General features: G+C 71.6%; 10 protein-coding genes. 5 read left to right on the forward strand and 5 right to left on the reverse strand.

Annotated features, from left to right (window positions below; translation table 11 throughout):
* The first annotated feature begins 63 nt into the window (after window positions 1-63).
* On the forward strand, window positions 64-810 hold the full coding sequence (locus ACIRPP_RS19195; protein ID WP_164337534.1) for a response regulator transcription factor: 747 nt from the start codon (window positions 64-66) through the stop codon (window positions 808-810).
* 110 nt (window positions 811-920) lie between these two features.
* Here the strand turns inward: ACIRPP_RS19195 and ACIRPP_RS19200 are convergent, their stop codons facing one another.
* Complete coding sequence (locus ACIRPP_RS19200; protein WP_403644023.1) at window positions 921-2108, reverse strand: winged helix-turn-helix domain-containing protein; 1188 nt, start codon at window positions 2106-2108, stop codon at window positions 921-923.
* A gap of 49 nt (window positions 2109-2157) precedes the next feature.
* The gene (locus ACIRPP_RS19205; RefSeq protein WP_403644025.1) at window positions 2158-2727 is read right to left on the reverse strand and encodes a GNAT family N-acetyltransferase; all 570 of its coding nucleotides are present in this window, start codon (window positions 2725-2727) and stop codon (window positions 2158-2160) included.
* Between the two features lie 281 nt (window positions 2728-3008).
* Here ACIRPP_RS19205 and secA point away from each other — a divergent pair, with 281 nt between their 5' ends.
* Window positions 3009-5846: a preprotein translocase subunit SecA gene (secA, locus tag ACIRPP_RS19210; protein WP_403644028.1), complete on the forward strand. Its 2838-nt coding sequence runs from the start codon at window positions 3009-3011 to the stop codon at window positions 5844-5846.
* A 787-nt stretch (window positions 5847-6633) separates the two neighbouring features.
* On the opposite strand, the gene ACIRPP_RS19215 is transcribed toward secA, so the two are convergent.
* Window positions 6634-7032 carry an Rv3235 family protein gene (locus tag ACIRPP_RS19215; protein ID WP_403644031.1) on the reverse strand — a complete coding sequence of 133 codons (399 nt, stop codon included), beginning with the start codon at window positions 7030-7032 and terminating at the stop codon, window positions 6634-6636.
* A 741-nt stretch (window positions 7033-7773) separates the two neighbouring features.
* Here ACIRPP_RS19215 and ACIRPP_RS19220 point away from each other — a divergent pair.
* The 3 genes from ACIRPP_RS19220 to ACIRPP_RS19230 all read left to right on the forward strand — a co-directional run bounded on the left by ACIRPP_RS19220 (window position 7774) and on the right by ACIRPP_RS19230 (window position 14677).
* The gene (locus ACIRPP_RS19220) at window positions 7774-8289 is read left to right on the forward strand and encodes a DUF6912 family protein (RefSeq protein ID WP_403644033.1); all 516 of its coding nucleotides are present in this window, start codon (window positions 7774-7776) and stop codon (window positions 8287-8289) included.
* Between the two features lie 82 nt (window positions 8290-8371).
* On the forward strand, window positions 8372-9037 hold the full coding sequence (locus tag ACIRPP_RS19225) for an HAD family hydrolase (protein WP_403644036.1): 666 nt from the start codon (window positions 8372-8374) through the stop codon (window positions 9035-9037).
* Between the two features lie 708 nt (window positions 9038-9745).
* Complete coding sequence (locus ACIRPP_RS19230) at window positions 9746-14677, forward strand: NAD-glutamate dehydrogenase (RefSeq protein WP_403644039.1); 4932 nt, start codon at window positions 9746-9748, stop codon at window positions 14675-14677.
* Window positions 14678-14765: 88 nt separating this feature from the next.
* On the opposite strand, the gene ACIRPP_RS19235 is transcribed toward ACIRPP_RS19230, so the two are convergent.
* A complete protein-coding gene (locus tag ACIRPP_RS19235; RefSeq protein ID WP_403644042.1) occupies window positions 14766-15686 on the reverse strand; it encodes an ABC transporter ATP-binding protein in 921 nt (306 codons plus the stop codon).
* Complete coding sequence (locus tag ACIRPP_RS19240; RefSeq protein WP_403644045.1) at window positions 15679-16608, reverse strand: ABC transporter permease; 930 nt, start codon at window positions 16606-16608, stop codon at window positions 15679-15681. Before ACIRPP_RS19240 ends, ACIRPP_RS19235 begins: the two co-directional genes overlap by 8 nt.
* Window positions 16609-16648: the final 40 nt, after the last annotated feature.

Raw genomic sequence — 16648 nt, forward strand, 5'->3', positions numbered from 1 at the left:
GGCCGTTGCCTTGGGTTGGCGATGGCTCAGAACCACAGGCCACAGCCTTCAGGGGGAGGAACGATGGCGGACAGCTTTGGACCGATGCGTGACGAGGACGCCGACGACGGCGTCGTCGGCATGGGCCCGGCTGCGGGTGCACCCCGCAAGGAACCGATCAGAGTCCTTGTGGTGGACGACCACGCGCTGTTCCGCCGGGGACTGGAGATCGTCCTCGCGGCCGAGGAGGACATCCAGGTCGTGGGCGAGGCCGGGGACGGCGCAGAAGCCGTGGAGAAGGCCGCCGACCTGCTGCCCGACATCATCCTGATGGACGTGCGGATGCCCAAGCGGGGCGGGATCGAGGCCTGCACCTCGATCAAGGAGGTCGCCCCCAGCGCCAAGATCATCATGTTGACGATCAGCGACGAGGAAGCCGACCTCTACGACGCCATCAAGGCGGGCGCGACCGGTTACCTCCTCAAGGAGATCTCCACCGACGAGGTGGCCACCGCCATTCGTGCGGTGGCCGACGGGCAGTCCCAGATCAGCCCGTCCATGGCGTCGAAACTCCTCACCGAGTTCAAGTCGATGATCCAGCGCACCGACGAGCGCCGGCTCGTGCCCGCGCCCCGGCTGACGGACCGTGAGCTGGAAGTGCTCAAACTCGTCGCCACCGGAATGAACAACCGGGACATCGCCAAGGAACTGTTCATCTCCGAGAACACCGTGAAGAACCACGTGCGCAACATCCTGGAGAAACTGCAACTGCACTCCCGGATGGAGGCCGTGGTGTACGCGATGCGGGAGAAGATCCTCGAGATCCGCTAGGAGCCCCGGCCCGGAGGCCCACCGCTGCCGGCACCGGTCTCCCGGCACCGGTCTCCCGGCACCGGCCTCCCGGCACCGGTCTTCCGGCACCGGCCTCCCTGAGCAGGCGGTCAGGCGAGCGCGTGGGCGAGCTCCGCCGTCAGGGGCTCGCGCAGCTCCTCCCGGTCGAGGCGCTCCACCCGCACGTCCGTGCAGTCCACCCAGCCGGCCGCCTCCACCAGCGCCCGGGCGAGCGCCGGGACCGCCCGGGGGCCGTCCAGCGCGACCTGCTTGGCGACCAGGGTGCGCCCCTCGCGCGCCGGGTCGACCCGCCCGACGAGGCGGCCGCCCGAGAGCACCGGCATGGCGAAGTAGCCGTGCACCCGCTTCTGCTTGGGTACGTACGCCTCCAGGCGGTGCGTGAAGCCGAAGATCCGCTCCGTGCGGGCCCGTTCCCACACCAGGGAGTCGAACGGCGAGAGCAGCGTCGTGCGGTGCCGCCCGCGGGGCGGGGACGCCAGGGCCCGCGGATCCGCCCAGGCCGGCTTGGCCCAGCCCTCGACGGTCACCGGGACCAGACCCGAGTCCGCGATCACCGCGTCCACCTGTTCGCCCTTGAGGCGGTGGTAGTCGGCGATGTCCGCGCGGGTGCCCACGCCCAGGGCCCGGCCGGCCAGGCCGACCAGCCGGCGCAGGCACTCGGTGTCGTCCAGGTCGTCGTGGAGCAGCGCGGCGGGCACGGCGCGCTCGGCCAGGTCGTAGACCCGCTTCCAGCCGCGCCGCTCCACACACACCACCTCCCCGTACATCAGGGCGCGTTCGACGGCGACCTTGGCGCCGGACCAGTCCCACCACTCGCTGGTGCGCTTGGCGCCGCCCAGCTCCGTCGCCGTGAGCGGGCCCTCCGCGCGCAGCTGCTTGACGACCTGCTCGTAGGCGCCGTCGGGCAGCTCGTGGTTCCAGTGCGGGCGGTTGCGGTAGGCGCGGCGGCGGAAGGCGAAGTGGGGCCACTCCTCGATCGGCAGGATGCACGCGGCGTGCGACCAGTACTCGAAGGAGTGCGGCGGCTGCTGCCCGCTTCTCCAGTACGCCTCCTCGACGGCCGCGCGGCCAACGGCGCCCAGGCGGGCGTAGGCGATGAGCTCGTGGGACCGGGCGAGGACGGAGATCGTGTCGAGCTGCACCGCCCCCAGGTGGCGGAGCACACCGCGCACCCCCGAGCGGCGGTCCGGTGCGCCGAGGAAGCCCTGGGCCCGCAGCGCGATGCGCCGGGCCTCGTCTGCCGAGAGTTCCGTGGTCGGACGCGGGAGGGTCGTCATACGTCGGCACGATAGACCGCGGCGCCGACAACGCCCGTCCGGCCGCGGCTCACGCGGGCGCCGGAAGGTACGGCGCGGACGACGGCAGGCCCAGGTCGGAGGGGAGCAGCGAGCCCACCCAGCAGTCCCGCAGGACGCCCTTGTTGTTCAGCGCGGAACGCAGGGTGCCCTCCAAGACGAAGCCCGCCCGCTCCGCCACCGCGCGCGAGGCCCGGTTGCCCACCTCGGCGCGCCACTCCACGCGGTCCACCGACATCCGCGTGAACGCCCAGCGGCAGACCGCGAGGGTGGCCTCGGTGATGTGGCCCCGGCCGCGGTACTCCTTCGTGCCCCAGAAGCCGATCTCGCCCGCCCCCAGGGACCGCATGGTGATGCCGAGCATGCCCGTCAGCTCCCCCGAGGGCAGGAAGACGCCGAAGGTGAACATCGAGCCGTTGGCCCAGCCGTCCGGGGCCATCTGCTCCGTGAAGCCGCGCGCGTGCTCGGGCAGGTAGGGGGAGGGGATGCTGGTCCAGCGCTGGATCTCGGGGTCCTGGCAGGCCGCGTACACGGCGTCGGTGTCCTCGGGGCCGACCGTGCGCAGTACGAGCCGGCCGGTGGTGAGCGTGACGGGGTCCATCGGCCGATTCTGCTCGCCGGTCCGTGGGCCGCGCCATCCGCTGCGCCGTGAGTGAGGCGGCGGTCACCCTTCGCACAAATTCCCCGGGGGATGCGGCACCATCGGCGGGGTCCGTCCGTTGTCCTCTGTGGAGCAGTCGTGCAACAGATGTGAAGCAGCCGACGGTCACCGCCCCTGCGGGCCTCCCGGCGTGGTGGGGTCCTCGCATACGATGGCCGTTGCCCCGTCAGTGAATCGGTAACCGACCGTCCCAGGCCCGACCGGCAAGGAGACCAACCCCCGTGTCCGTCCTCTCGAAGATCATGCGTGCAGGCGAAGGCAAGATCCTGCGCAAGCTGCACCGCATCGCGGACCAGGTCAACTCCATCGAAGAGGACTTCGTCGACCTCTCCGACGCCGAGCTGCGGGCCCTCACCGATGAGTACAAGCAGCGCTACGCAGACGGTGAGAGCCTGGACGACCTGCTCCCCGAGGCCTACGCCACCGTCCGCGAGGCCGCCAAGCGCGTCCTCGGCCAGCGCCACTACGACGTGCAGATCATGGGCGGCGCCGCCCTGCACATGGGTTACGTGGCCGAGATGAAGACCGGTGAGGGCAAGACCCTCGTCGGCACCCTGCCCGCGTATCTCAACGCGCTGGCCGGCAAGGGCGTCCACATCATCACGGTCAACGACTACCTGGCCGAGCGCGACTCCGAGATGATGGGCCGCGTCCACAAGTTCCTGGGCCTCGACGTCGGCTGCATCCTCGCCAACATGACGCCGGCCCAGCGTCGCGAGCAGTACGCCTGCGACATCACCTACGGCACGAACAACGAGTTCGGCTTCGACTACCTCCGCGACAACATGGCGTGGTCCAAGGAGGAACTGGTCCAGCGCGGCCACAACTTCGCCATCGTCGACGAGGTGGACTCCATCCTCATCGACGAGGCCCGTACGCCGCTGATCATCTCCGGCCCGGCCGACCAGGCCACCAAGTGGTACGGCGACTTCGCCAAGCTGGTCCGGCGCCTCAAGCGGGGCGAGCCCGGCAACCCCCTCAAGGGCATCGAGGAGACCGGCGACTACGAGGTCGACGAGAAGAAGCGCACCGTCGCGATCCACGAGTCCGGTGTCGCCAAGGTCGAGGACTGGCTGGGCATCGACAACCTCTACGAGTCGGTGAACACCCCGCTGGTGGGCTACCTGAACAACGCCATCAAGGCCAAGGAGCTCTTCAAGCGCGACAAGGACTACGTGATCATCGACGACGAGGTCATGATCGTCGACGAGCACACCGGACGTATCCTCGCCGGCCGGCGCTACAACGAGGGCATGCACCAGGCCATCGAGGCCAAGGAAGGCGTGCCGATCAAGGACGAGAACCAGACGCTCGCCACGATCACGCTGCAGAACTTCTTCCGCCTCTACAAGCGCCGTGACCACGACGGCAAGGAGGTCCCGGGCCTGTCCGGCATGACGGGTACGGCGATGACCGAGGCCGCCGAGTTCCACCAGATCTACAAGCTGGGCGTGGTGCCCATCCCGACCAACCGGCCGATGGTCCGCAAGGACCAGTCGGACCTGATCTACCGCACCGAGGTCGCCAAGTTCGAGGCGGTCGTCGACGACATCGAGGAGAAGCACCGCAAGGGGCAGCCGATCCTCGTCGGCACCACCTCCGTGGAGAAGTCCGAGTACCTCTCCCAGCAGCTCAGCAAGCGCGGCATCCAGCACGAGGTGCTCAACGCCAAGCACCACGAGCGGGAGGCGTCGATCGTCGCCCAGGCGGGCCGCAAGGGCAGTGTCACGGTCGCCACGAACATGGCCGGCCGCGGTACGGACATCAAGCTGGGCGGCAACCCCGAGGACCTCGCCGAGGCGGAGCTGCGTCAGCGCGGCCTCGACCCGGAGCAGCACATCGAGGAGTGGGCGCAGGCCCTTCCCGAGGCGCTCGAGCGGGCCGAGCAGGCGGTCAAGGCGGAGAAGGAGGAGGTCGAGCGGATCGGCGGCCTCTACGTCCTGGGCACCGAGCGGCACGAGTCGCGGCGGATCGACAACCAGCTGCGCGGTCGTTCCGGCCGCCAGGGCGACCCGGGCGAGTCCCGCTTCTACCTGTCGCTGGGCGACGACCTGATGCGTCTGTTCAAGGCCCAGATGGTCGAGCGCGTGATGTCCATGGCCAACGTGCCGGACGACGTGCCGATCGAGAACAAGATGGTCACGCGTGCCATCGCCTCCGCCCAGTCGCAGGTCGAGACGCAGAACTTCGAGACGCGTAAGAACGTCCTGAAGTACGACGAGGTCCTCAACCGCCAGCGCGAGGTCATCTACGGCGAGCGGCGCCGCGTCCTGGAGGGCGAGGACCTGCAGGAGCAGATCCACCACTTCATGGACGACACCATCGACGCCTACGTGCAGGCGGAGACCGCCGAGGGCTTCCCCGAGGACTGGGACCTGGACCGGCTGTGGGGCGCGTTCAAGCAGCTCTACCCGGTGAAGGTCACCGTCGAGGAGCTGGAGGAGGAGGCCGGCGACCGGGCCGGACTGACCGCCGAGTTCATCGGCGACTCCATCAAGGACGACATCCGGCGGCAGTACGAGGAGCGCGAGGCGCAGCTCGGCTCCGAGATCATGCGTGAGCTGGAGCGCCGGGTCGTGCTGTCGGTCCTGGACCGCAAGTGGCGCGAGCACCTCTACGAGATGGACTACCTCCAGGAGGGCATCGGCCTGCGCGCCATGGCGCAGAAGGACCCGCTGGTCGAGTACCAGCGCGAGGGCTTCGACATGTTCCAGGCCATGATGGACGGCATCAAGGAGGAGTCCGTCGGCTACCTGTTCAACCTGGAGGTCCAGGTGGAGCAGCAGGTCGAGGAGGTCCCGGTCGAGGACGCCCCGCAGCCGGCGGCGCAGGACGCGGTGCCGGCGCAGGCCGGCGCCGCCCGCCCCGAGATCCGGGCCAAGGGACTCGACGCCCCGCAGCGGCGGAACCTGCACTTCTCCGCGCCCACCGTGGACGGCGAGGGCGGCACCGTCGAGGGCGAGTTCGCCGAGGACGAGCCGGTGCGCTCCGAGGCCGACGGCCTCACCCGCGCCGAGCGCCGCAAGCAGGCGCGGGGCGGACGCCGCCGCAAGAAGTAACCGGCGCGGACGCCTCCGGCGAGGCGGACCGCAGTGACCGGGCCGAGGGCCGGACACCCCGAGGGGTGGCCGGCCCTCCGGCGTTCCCGGTGGTGCGGTCGCCCACCGGGCGGTGGTGTGGGGGCGGGGGCCTGCGGCCCGGCGTCCGGAAGCTCCCGGAAGCTCCCGGAAGCTCCCGGAAGCTCCCGGGAGCGGCCGCAGGCGGGCGCCGGCCGTCCGCCCCCGTGGCCCCCGGCCGCGCGCGGTGACCCACCCACGCGGCCCGGCGAGACCGCCGCGGCCTCGGACGCGCCCGCCGGGGCGCGGTGTACCGGCCCACACGCCCGGCACGGGCCACGGCCGCCTGGGGCGGCCGGTCGTGGCGGAGGAGTCCCGGAGGAGTCCCGCACCGGGGCGGAGTACCGGCACGGGCCGGGTGGGGGCGTACCGCCGCGGACCACCAGTCGCCCCGGGAGAACCCGCGCCGGCCGGGGGCGCGGCGGGCACCCGTCTACGGGCCTGGGGAGGGCACAGCCGCCGTGGGAAGGCCCGCGCGACCGGAACGACCGGAAGAACCCGCGCCGGCCGGGGCGCGGTGCTACTCCGTCTCCGTCCCCGATGGGGGCACACCTGGCCGTCCTCGGCCAGGTGTAGTGGAGACCCGCACCAGGGCCGCCCAGCGTTGCCCCCCGATCCCCGTCGGCCCACCGGGCCACCGACCCACCGACCCACCGACCCACCGGCTCACCGACCCACCGGCTCACCGTCGGACCGGCGCGCCGGCACGGGCGGTCCCGTGCACCGGTGCTCAGTGTTTCCCGGGGGACGGGTGGCGCGGCCCGTCGAGTTCGACGGCGGTGCAGCGCCAGCGGAGATCGCGGCCCCGTTCGAGGCGGAAGGCCATGGCGCGCAGGCGGTTGCCGGCGCCGATCCGGGCGAAGACCTCCAGGGCGCCCTCCCGGGGGACGAAGTAGCCGATGTCCCGGACCACCGGACGGTGCCCGAAGGTACGCAGCGGGCCGTCCTCGGCGAGGCGGGCCAGATCGTCGTAGGCGCTTCCGGCGGTGTGGCGCAGCATCGCGTGGACCGGGCGCTGCCCGCTGAGGACGGCGAGGAGCAGCTCCGCGAACCGGTCGGTGGGGCGGGGCTGCGGGGCGGCGGCCAGGGGGCTGCGCGGGGTCTGTGCGGGCACCCGCGGTGCCGCCACGCCCCCACTGCGGGCACCAGCGGGCTCCGGCACCGTGCCGGAGCCCGTGCCTGCCCCGCGACGGGGGGCGGGCACCGTGGCGGGGACGCCGGGGGGCGGCCCGCCGGCGAGTGCGCGGGCGGCGCGTACCGAGGCCGTCCGGGCGTCGGCCGCCGGCGTCGCCCGTGCCGCCGGGACGGCCGCGACGGTCGGGGGCCGGTTGTCCGCGGGACGGGTCGGCGGGGCCGTGGCGGACGGCCGCCCGCCGCCGGGGGACGCGGTGCGCGCGGAACCCTGGGAGGGAGTGCGGGGCGGAGTGGTGCCGTGGGGGCGGCGCTGATCGCGGCGGTGCGGCGGACGGGCACCGGCACGGTGCTGTGTCCTGACTGTCCTGGTCATGACCTTGTTCATGGGACGGACCCCGTTCGACGGGCCCGGAAGCCGCCCCGGCTCGGGGAAGGGCGGCGGTACCGGGCAGTAACTTCCTGGTGGGGGATCTTGTACGGGGCGGGGGACCACGGCGGCAAGGAGAGGCGGGGCGCGTCGCGGGCCCGCCGGAATTCACTTATCCGGGTGACCGGACGGCGGCCGGGCCAGTACCGGAGCGGGAGCACCGGGTGAATCGCGGGACGGGGGTGGACGCCCGCGACCCCCGGGTCAGGAACCCGAAGGGGGACACCCGCACGTATCCTGAAGCCCCTGCGGACCGGCTGTGCCGGCCGCGGCCCGCACCCGCCCGAGAACCAGGAAAGCGGCCCCGTCATGCGCGTCTACGTCCCCCTGACCCTTCCCGGTCTCGCGAAGGCCCACGAGACGGGTGAGCTGGGCGACGGTCCGCTGGTCGCCTACGCGGTGACCCCGGCGTTGCGCGAGTGGTACCTCTCGGATGACATCGAGGAGCTGGAGTACGCCGCGCTCAGCCGCGCCGCGCTCGCCTCCCTGCGGCTGCTGGCGGCCGACCCCGGCGCGCCGCGCCGCCGGGTCGTGGTCGCGGTGGACGTGCCCGACCGCTCGGCGTCCGTGGACCCCGACCGGGGGCTGGACCCCGCCGCCCTGGGCGAGGTGCGGATCACCGGACCCGTGCCGCTGGCGAAGGCGGCGGCGGTGCACCTGGACGCGGCGGACGCCGGGACGGACGTGGCCGCCGCGGCGGACGCGCTGCCCGCGGCGGACGCCGGGGACGACGACGCCCGGTTCACCGTGGACGGCGCCGAGGACCACGAGCTGCTCTGGTTCGCCACGCAGGAGATCCCCGGCCTCCTGGACGGGCGGGACTGACACCGGCCCCTCCGCGCCCCCGGCGCGGGCCGCCGCCGGGCGGCCGTGCCGATTGTCGGCGGCGGCGGGTACGTTTTCCGGCATGGGGATGCACAGGGACGCGCACATCGTCTGGGACTGGAACGGCACGCTGTTCCACGACGTCGACGCGGTCATCGGGGCGACCAACGCCGCCTTCGCCGAGCTCGGCCTGGAACCGCTGACGCTGGAGCGGTACCGGGAGCTGTACTGCGTGCCGGTGCCGAAGTTCTACGAGAGACTCCTGGGACGGCTGCCGAGTGAGGCCGAGTGGGAGCTGATGGACACGACGTTCCACCGCTACTACACCGAGCACCGGGTGCGGTGCGGGCTCGCCGAGGGCGTGGCGGAGCTGCTCGCGGGGTGGTCGTCGGCGGGGCGCAGCCAGTCGATCCTCAGCATGTACGGGCACGAGGAGCTCGTGCCCCTGGTCCGCGGCTTCGGCATCGAGCCGCACTTCCTGCGGGTCGACGGGCGGACGGGACCGTCCGGGGGCAGCAAGGCGGAGCACATGGTGCGTCACCTCGGCGCCCTGACCGGCGTCGCCCCGGAGCGCACGGTGGTGATCGGTGACGCCGCCGACGACGCGCTGGCCGCCCGGCACGTGGGCGCGCGGGCCGTGCTCTACACCGGGGGCTCGCACAGTCGGGCCAGCCTGGAGGCGGTGGGCGTGCCGGTCGTGGACACGCTGGCGGAGGCGGTGGCCGAGGCGGAGCGCCTGGCCTCCTGACGGGCCCTCCCGACGTCCTCCCTGACGGGCCCTTCCGACGTCCTCCCTGACGAGCCCTTCCGACGTCCTCCCTGACGAGCCCTTCCGACGTCTTCCCGACGTCCCCCCATGTCCCCCCGACGCCCCCCCCGACGTCCCCCCGACGTCCCCCCGACGTCTTCCCGACGTCCTCACGGACAGTCCGCAGGCCGCGCCCGGCCGGCGGCGGCCGGCCGCCGACGCACCCGGCCGGCGCTCGTATGAGCGGACCCCCGCGCGGAGGATGCCTGTCCGGGCGCCCGGGCACACTGTGCGAAACGTCAAACTTCCACCCCCGGTTTTGTACACATACGGCTCATGACGGGCCCCCTGTGGAGAGCGATAGCCTTGGTGGCGTGATCAGCGCGATACGTCGCGGGGACATGGACGTCCCCGCTGTGCGCCCGGCGAGCACGGACCACATCCGTGACCGGGTGGCGGTCGCTGACCTCCACGAGCGGGACGGGGCCCGGAGGGCACCCGGGACGCGGATCCTCCCACCGGCGACACCGCGAGCGGGGTCACACCGGTCGGACGCGTCGACATCGGCCGAGAAGCCCCCGCTCCACCCATCCCGCGGCATAGCGTCGGTACGGACCGGAGACCCCGCGTCCTGTCAGCACACTGCGAGCGCGGGCATCGTATTTCCTTCTACGTCACGCAACGGCGCGCGACAGGAGTCAGAGGACAATGCAGACCAAGCTGGACGAAGCCAAGGCCGAGCTGCTCGAGAGGGCCGCCCGGGTAGCTGAGAACAGCCCGGCCGGGGGGAAACTACCGACTGGGACGACCGAGCCGAGCACACCCGACCGGGAGTCCGTGCTCGCGTTCCTCCAGCGTTACTACCTGCACACCGCCCCGGAGGACCTCACCGGCCGTGACCCGGTCGACGTCTTCGGAGCCGCTGTCTCGCACCACCGGCTGGCCGAGAACCGCCCGCAGGGCACGGCCAACGTCCGGGTGCACACCCCGACGGTCGAGGAGAACGGCTGGACGTGCACCCACTCCGTCGTCGAGGTCGTCACCGACGACATGCCCTTCCTCGTGGACTCCGTCACCAACGAGCTGACGCGCCAGGGCCGCGGCATCCACGTCGTCATCCACCCGCAGGTGGTGGTGCGGCGGGACGTCACCGGCAAGCTGATCGAGGCCCTTCCGGTGCCTCCGTCCGACGACCTCCCGCACGACGCCCACGTCGAGTCGTGGATCCACGTCGAGATCGACCGCGAAACCGACCGCGGCGACCTCAAGCAGATCACCGCCGACCTGCTGCGCGTGCTCTCCGACGTCCGTGAGGCCGTCGAGGACTGGGGCAAGATGCGCGAGGCGGCGACCCGGCTCGCCGGTGCGCTGCCCGACGAGCCCATGCCGAAGGACGTGGCCGAGCAGCAGGTCGACGAGGCCCGCGAGCTGCTGCGCTGGCTGGCCGACGACCACTTCACCTTCCTCGGCTACCGCGAGTACGAGCTGCGCGACGACGACTCCCTCGGCGCCATTCCTGGCACCGGCCTCGGCATCCTGCGCTCCGACCCCGCCCACGCCACCGCCGAGGGCCACCCGGTCAGCCCGTCCTTCGAGCGGCTGCCCGCGGACGCCCGCGCGAAGGCGCGCGAGCACAAGCTGCTCGTGTTGACCAAGGCCAACAGCCGGGCCACCGTGCACCGGCCGTCGTACCTGGACTACATCGGTGTCAAGAAGTTCGACGCGGACGGCAACGTCGTCGGGGAGCGCCGCTTCCTGGGCCTGTTCTCCTCCGCCGCCTACACCGAGTCGGTCCGCCGGGTGCCGGTGATCCGCCGCAAGGTCGAGGAGGTCCTGGAGCGCGCCGGGTTCTCGCCGAGCAGCCACGACGGACGCGACCTGCTCCAGATCCTGGAGACCTACCCGCGCGACGAGCTGTTCCAGACCCCGGTCACCGAACTCCAGGCCATCGTCACCTCCGTGCTCTACCTCCAGGAGCGGCGGCGCCTGCGCCTCTACCTGCGCCAGGACGAGTACGGGCGCTACTACTCCGCCCTCGTCTACCTGCCGCGCGACCGCTACACCACGCCGGTGCGCCTGCGGATCATCGACATCCTGAAGGAGGAGCTCGGCGGCATCAGCGTCGACTTCACCGCCTGGAACACCGAATCGATCCTGTCCCGGCTGCACTTCGTGGTCCGCGTCCCGCAGGGCACCGAGCTGCAGCACCTGTCGGACAGCGACAAGGAACGCATCGAGGCCCGGCTGGTCGAGGCCGCCCGTTCCTGGGAGGACGGCTTCCACGAGGCGCTGAACGCCGAGTTCGGCGAGGAGCGCGCCGCCGAACTGCTGCGCCGCTACGCGGGCGCCTTCACCGAGGGCTACAAGGCCGACCACACCCCGCGCAGCGCCGTCGCCGACCTGGTCCGCCTGGAACAGCTCGACGAAGAGAAGAACTTCGAGCTGAGCCTGTACGAGCCGGTGGGCGCGGCCCCCGAGGAGCGCCGCTTCAAGATCTACCGCAAGGGCGAGGCCGTCTCCCTGTCCGCGGTGCTGCCCGTGCTGCAGCGGCTCGGCGTCGAGGTCGTCGACGAGCGGCCCTACGAGCTGCGCTGCGCCGACCGCAGCGTCGCCTGGATCTACGACTTCGGCCTGCGCCTGCCCAAGGTGCCCGCCTCGGGCGCCGACTACCTCGGCGACGACGCACGCGAGCGGTTCCAGGAGGCCTTCGCCGCGACCTGGACCGGCAAGGCGGAGAACGACGGCTTCAACGCCCTGGTGCTGAGCGCCGGACTGACCTGGCGGCAGGCCGTGGTCCTGCGGGCCTACGCCAAGTACCTGCGCCAGGCCAACTCCACCTTCAGCCAGGACTACATGGAGGACACCCTCCGCAACAACGTCCACACCACCCGGCTCCTCGTCTCCCTGTTCGAGGCGCGGATGTCGCCGGACCGGCAGCGCGCCGGCCACGAACTGGTGGACGCCCTGCTGGAGGAGGTCGACGCCGCGCTCGACCAGGTGGCCTCCCTGGACGAGGACCGCATCCTGCGGTCCTTCCTCAACGTCATCAAGGCGACGCTGCGCACGAACTTCTTCCAGGAGGCCTCCGGCGGCCGTCCGCACGACTACGTCGCCATGAAGTTCGACCCGACGGCCATCCCCGACCTGCCGGCCCCGCGCCCGGCGTTCGAGATCTGGGTGTACTCGCCGCGCGTCGAGGGCGTGCACCTGCGCTACGGCAAGGTCGCCCGCGGCGGTCTGCGCTGGTCGGACCGCCGGGAGGACTTCCGTACGGAGATCCTCGGACTGGTCAAGGCACAGATGGTGAAGAACACCGTCATCGTGCCGGTCGGCGCCAAGGGCGGCTTCGTCGCCAAGCAGCTCCCCGACCCGAGCGTGGACCGGGACGCCTGGATGGCGGAGGGTGTCGCCGCCTACAAGACCTTCATCTCGGCGCTGCTGGACATCACCGACAACATGGTGGCCGGCGAGGTCGTGCCGCCCGCCGACGTCGTCCGGCACGACGAGGACGACACCTACCTCGTCGTCGCGGCCGACAAGGGCACCGCCCGGTTCTCCGACATCGCCAACGAGGTCGCCGAGTCCTACAACTTCTGGCTCGGTGACGCCTTCGCCTCCGGCGGCTCCGCCGGATACGACCACAAGGGCATGGGCATCACCGCCCGCGGCGCCTGGGAGTCCGTCAAGCGGCACTTCCGCGAACTGGGCGTGGACACGCAGAGCGAGGACTTCACGGTCGTCGGCATCGGCGACATGTCCGGTGACGTGTTCGGCAACGGCATGCTGCTCAGCGAGCACATCCGGCTGGTCGCCGCCTTCGACCACCGGCACATCTTCGTCGACCCCGACCCGGACGCGGCCGTCTCCTACGCCGAGCGGCGCCGCCTGTTCGAGCTGCCCCGCAGCTCCTGGGCGGACTACAACACCGAGCTGATGTCGGCCGGCGGCGGGATCTTCCCCCGCACCGCCAAGTCGGTCCCGGTCAGCCCGCAGATGCGCGAGGTCCTCGGCCTGGATGCCGGGATCACCAAGATGACCCCGCCCGAGCTGATCCGGGCGGTCCTCAAGGCCCCGGTCGACCTGCTGTGGAACGGCGGCATCGGCACGTACGTCAAGGCGTCCACCGAGTCCCACGCGGACGTCGGCGACAAGGGCAACGACGCCATCCGCGTCGACGGCAAGGACCTGCGGGTCCGGGTGATCGGCGAGGGCGGCAACCTGGGCATGACCCAGCTCGGCCGCATCGAGGCCGCGCTGCACGGCATCAAGAACAACACCGACGCCATCGACAACAGCGCGGGCGTGGACACCTCCGACCACGAGGTGAACATCAAGATCCTGCTGAACGGCCTGGTCGCGGACGGCGACATGACCGTCAAGCAGCGCAACAAGCTGCTCGCCGAGATGACCGACGAGGTCGGCGCCATGGTGCTGCGCAGCAACTACGCGCAGAACACCGCGATCGCCAACGCCCTGGCCCAGTCCAAGGACATGCTCCACGCCCAGCAGCGCTTCCTGAAGCACCTGGTGCGCGAGGGCCATCTCGACCGGGCCCTGGAGTTCCTGCCCACCGACCGCCAGATCCGGGAGCGGCTCGCCAACGGGCAGGGTCTGACCGGCCCGGAGACGGCCGTCCTGCTGGCGTACACGAAGATCACGGTCGCCGAGGAGCTGCTGCACACCTCGCTCCCCGACGACCCGTACCTGAAGGTGCTGCTGCACGCCTACTTCCCGTCGGCGCTGCGCGAGCGGTTCCTCGACCGGATCGACACCCACCCGCTGCGCCGCGAGATCACCACGACCGTCCTGGTCAACGACACCGTCAACACCGGCGGCACGACGTACCTGCACCGGATGCGGGAGGAGACCGGGGCGTCGCTGGAGGAGATCGTCCGGGCGCAGACCGCGGCCCGCGCGATCTTCCGCGCCGCGATGGTGTGGGACGGCGTGGAGGCCCTCGACAACAAGGTCGAGGCCGACGTCCAGACCCGGATCCGGCTGCACTCGCGCCGGCTGGTGGAGCGCGGCACGCGCTGGCTGCTCAACAACCGGCCGCAGCCGCTGGCGCTCGGCGAGACGGTGTCGTTCTTCTCCGAGCGGGTGGAGCTGGTCTGGTCGCAGCTGCCCAAGCTGCTGCGGGGGGCGGACCTGGAGTGGTACCAGAAGATCCACGACGAGCTGACGGGCGTCGGGGTCGGTGACGAACTCGCCACCCGGGTGGCCGGCTTCTCCTCCGCCTTCCCGACCCTCGACATCGTGTCGGTGGCCGACCACATGGGCAAGGAGCCGCTGGACGTCGCCGAGGTGTACTACGACCTCGCCGACCGGCTGCGGATCACCCAGCTGATGGACCGCATCAGCGAGCTGCCGCGCACCGACCGGTGGCAGTCCATGGCCCGCGCCGCGATCCGCGAGGACCTCTACGCGGCGCACGCGGCGCTGACCGCGGAGGTCCTGGCGGTGGGCAACGGCACGTCGACGCCGAGCCAGCGGTTCAAGGTCTGGGAGGAGCGGAACGCGGCACTGCTCGGCCGGGCCCGCACCACGCTGGAGGAGATCCAGAGCTCCGACACCTTCGACCTGGCCAACCTGTCGGTGGCCATGCGGACGATGCGGACGCTGCTGCGCCAGCACTCCTGACGGAACGCCCACGGGGGCGTCCCGGGCCACCGCGGCCCGGGACGCCCCCGTGGCGTCGTCAGGGGGACTCCTCCGCCCCGGCGGTCTCTCAGAACGGCAGCGGTGCCGTGGGCGTCTGCGGCGCGGGGTCCGTCGTGGCGCCGGAGCCGGTGTCGGCCCGGGGGGCCGCCTTGGGAGCCGCCTTGGGCGCGGGCTTGGTCCGGGCCTTGCGGGGGCGGTCGCCGGTGTCGCCGGTGAACTTCTCGTACTCCTTGAGCACGTCCTCCGTCGGCCCGTCCATGCGCAGTTCTCCGCGCTCCAGCCAGAGCGCGCGGTCGCAGGTGTCGCGGATGGTCTTGTTGTTGTGGCTGACCAGGAAGACCGTGCCGGCCTGCTCGCGCAACTCCCGGATGCGGGCCTCCGAACGCTTGCGGAAGGACCGGTCGCCGGTGGCCAGCGCCTCGTCGATGAGCAGCACGTCATGGTCCTTGGCGGCGGCGATGGAGAAGCGCAGGCGGGCGGCCATGCCGGAGGAGTAGGTGCGCATCGGCAGGGTGATGAAGTCGCCCTTCTCGTTGATCCCGGAGAAGTCGACGATGTCCTGGTAGCGCTCCCGGATCTCCTCGCGGGACATGCCCATCGCGAGCCCGCCGAGGTGGACGTTGCGTTCCCCGGTGAGGTCGCTCATCAGCGCGGCGTTGACGCCGAGGAGCGAGGGCTGGCCGTCGGTGTAGATGCGGCCGTTCTCCACGGGGAGGAGGCCGGCGACGGCCTTGAGCAGGGTCGACTTGCCGGAGCCGTTGGAGCCGATCAGGCCGATCGCCTCGCCCCGGTAGGCGACGAACGACACGTCGCGCACCGCGTGCACCCGGCGCACGCCGGCCGCCTTGCGGGCCTTCTCGCGGCGCAGGATGCGGTTGAGGGCGGCGGTGGCGGAGCCGCGCCCGGCGCCCGTGCCGTTGACCTCGTAGACGATGTCCACGCCGTCGGCGATGACGGTGGGGATCTTCGCGTCGGTGTGCTCAGCCACGGCCGTAGGTCTCCTCAGCCTTCCAGAAGTAGATGAAGCCGATCCCGCCGGCCAGCAGCGCCCAGCCCAGGCCGAAGGCCCACACGTGCGGGGGCAGGTAGGAGGAACCGTAGTCGTCGATCATGGCGAAGCGGGCCAGGTCCATGTAGACGGCCGCCGGGTTCCACTGGAGCACGTCCGCCAGCCAGGTGGGGACGTTCTTGTCGGCGAGCATCGCGGGGATGCTGAACATCACGCCCGAGGCGTACATCCAGGTGCGCAGTACGAACGGCATCAGCTGGGCGAGGTCCGGGGTGCGGCTGCCCAGCCGGGCGAAGATCAGCGCCAGGCCGGTGTTGAAGACGAACTGCAGCAGCAGCGCAGGCGCCACCAGCAGCCACGACCAGGTCGGCATGGAGCCGAACGCCATCACCACCACGACGAGCACGATCATCGAGAACAGCAGTTGCTGGAGCTGCTGCAGCGCGAACGACACCGGCAGGGAGGCCCGCGGGAAGTGCAGCGCCCGCACCAGCCCCAGGTTCCCGGAGATGGCCCGCACCCCCGCCAGCACCGAGGTCTGGGTGAACGTGAACACGAACACCCCCGTCACCAGGAACGGCACGTAGATCTCGCTCGGTATGCCCTTCCGGGCGCCCAGCAGCAGGCCGAAGATGAAGAAGTACACCGCCGCGTTCAGCAGCGGCGTCGCCACCTGCCACAGCTGGCCCAGCTTGGCCTGGCTGTACTGCGCGGTGACCTTCGCCTGGGAGAACGCCAGGATGAAGTGCCGCCGCCCCCAGAGCTGACGCATGTACTGGGGGAGGGACGGCCGGGCGCCGCTGACCGAGAGGCCGTGGCGGGCGGCCAGGGCCGCGAGGTCGTCCCCGCCGGCCGGGCGGCCCGGGGACGCGGGGGGCGGTGTGTGGAGGGCCTGACTCACATCCGCTGCTTTCGCTAGGGGGACGGGGCAAGAGAGCTGC

This window comes from Streptomyces sp. NPDC101219 (genome assembly GCF_044767675.1).
In the GTDB taxonomy this organism is placed as follows: domain Bacteria; phylum Actinomycetota; class Actinomycetes; order Streptomycetales; family Streptomycetaceae; genus Streptomyces.

Coding starts and splice junctions, on each gene's coding strand:
- ACIRPP_RS19230 (WP_403644039.1), top strand. CDS start 9,746: ATGCAGACCAAGCTGGACGAAGCCAAGGCCGAGCTGCTCGAGAGGGCC.
- ACIRPP_RS19195 (WP_164337534.1), top strand. CDS start 64: ATGGCGGACAGCTTTGGACCGATGCGTGACGAGGACGCCGACGACGGC.
- ACIRPP_RS19200 (WP_403644023.1), bottom strand. CDS start 2,108: ATGACGACCCTCCCGCGTCCGACCACGGAACTCTCGGCAGACGAGGCC.
- ACIRPP_RS19205 (WP_403644025.1), bottom strand. CDS start 2,727: ATGGACCCCGTCACGCTCACCACCGGCCGGCTCGTACTGCGCACGGTC.
- ACIRPP_RS19225 (WP_403644036.1), top strand. CDS start 8,372: ATGGGGATGCACAGGGACGCGCACATCGTCTGGGACTGGAACGGCACG.
- ACIRPP_RS19220 (WP_403644033.1), top strand. CDS start 7,774: ATGCGCGTCTACGTCCCCCTGACCCTTCCCGGTCTCGCGAAGGCCCAC.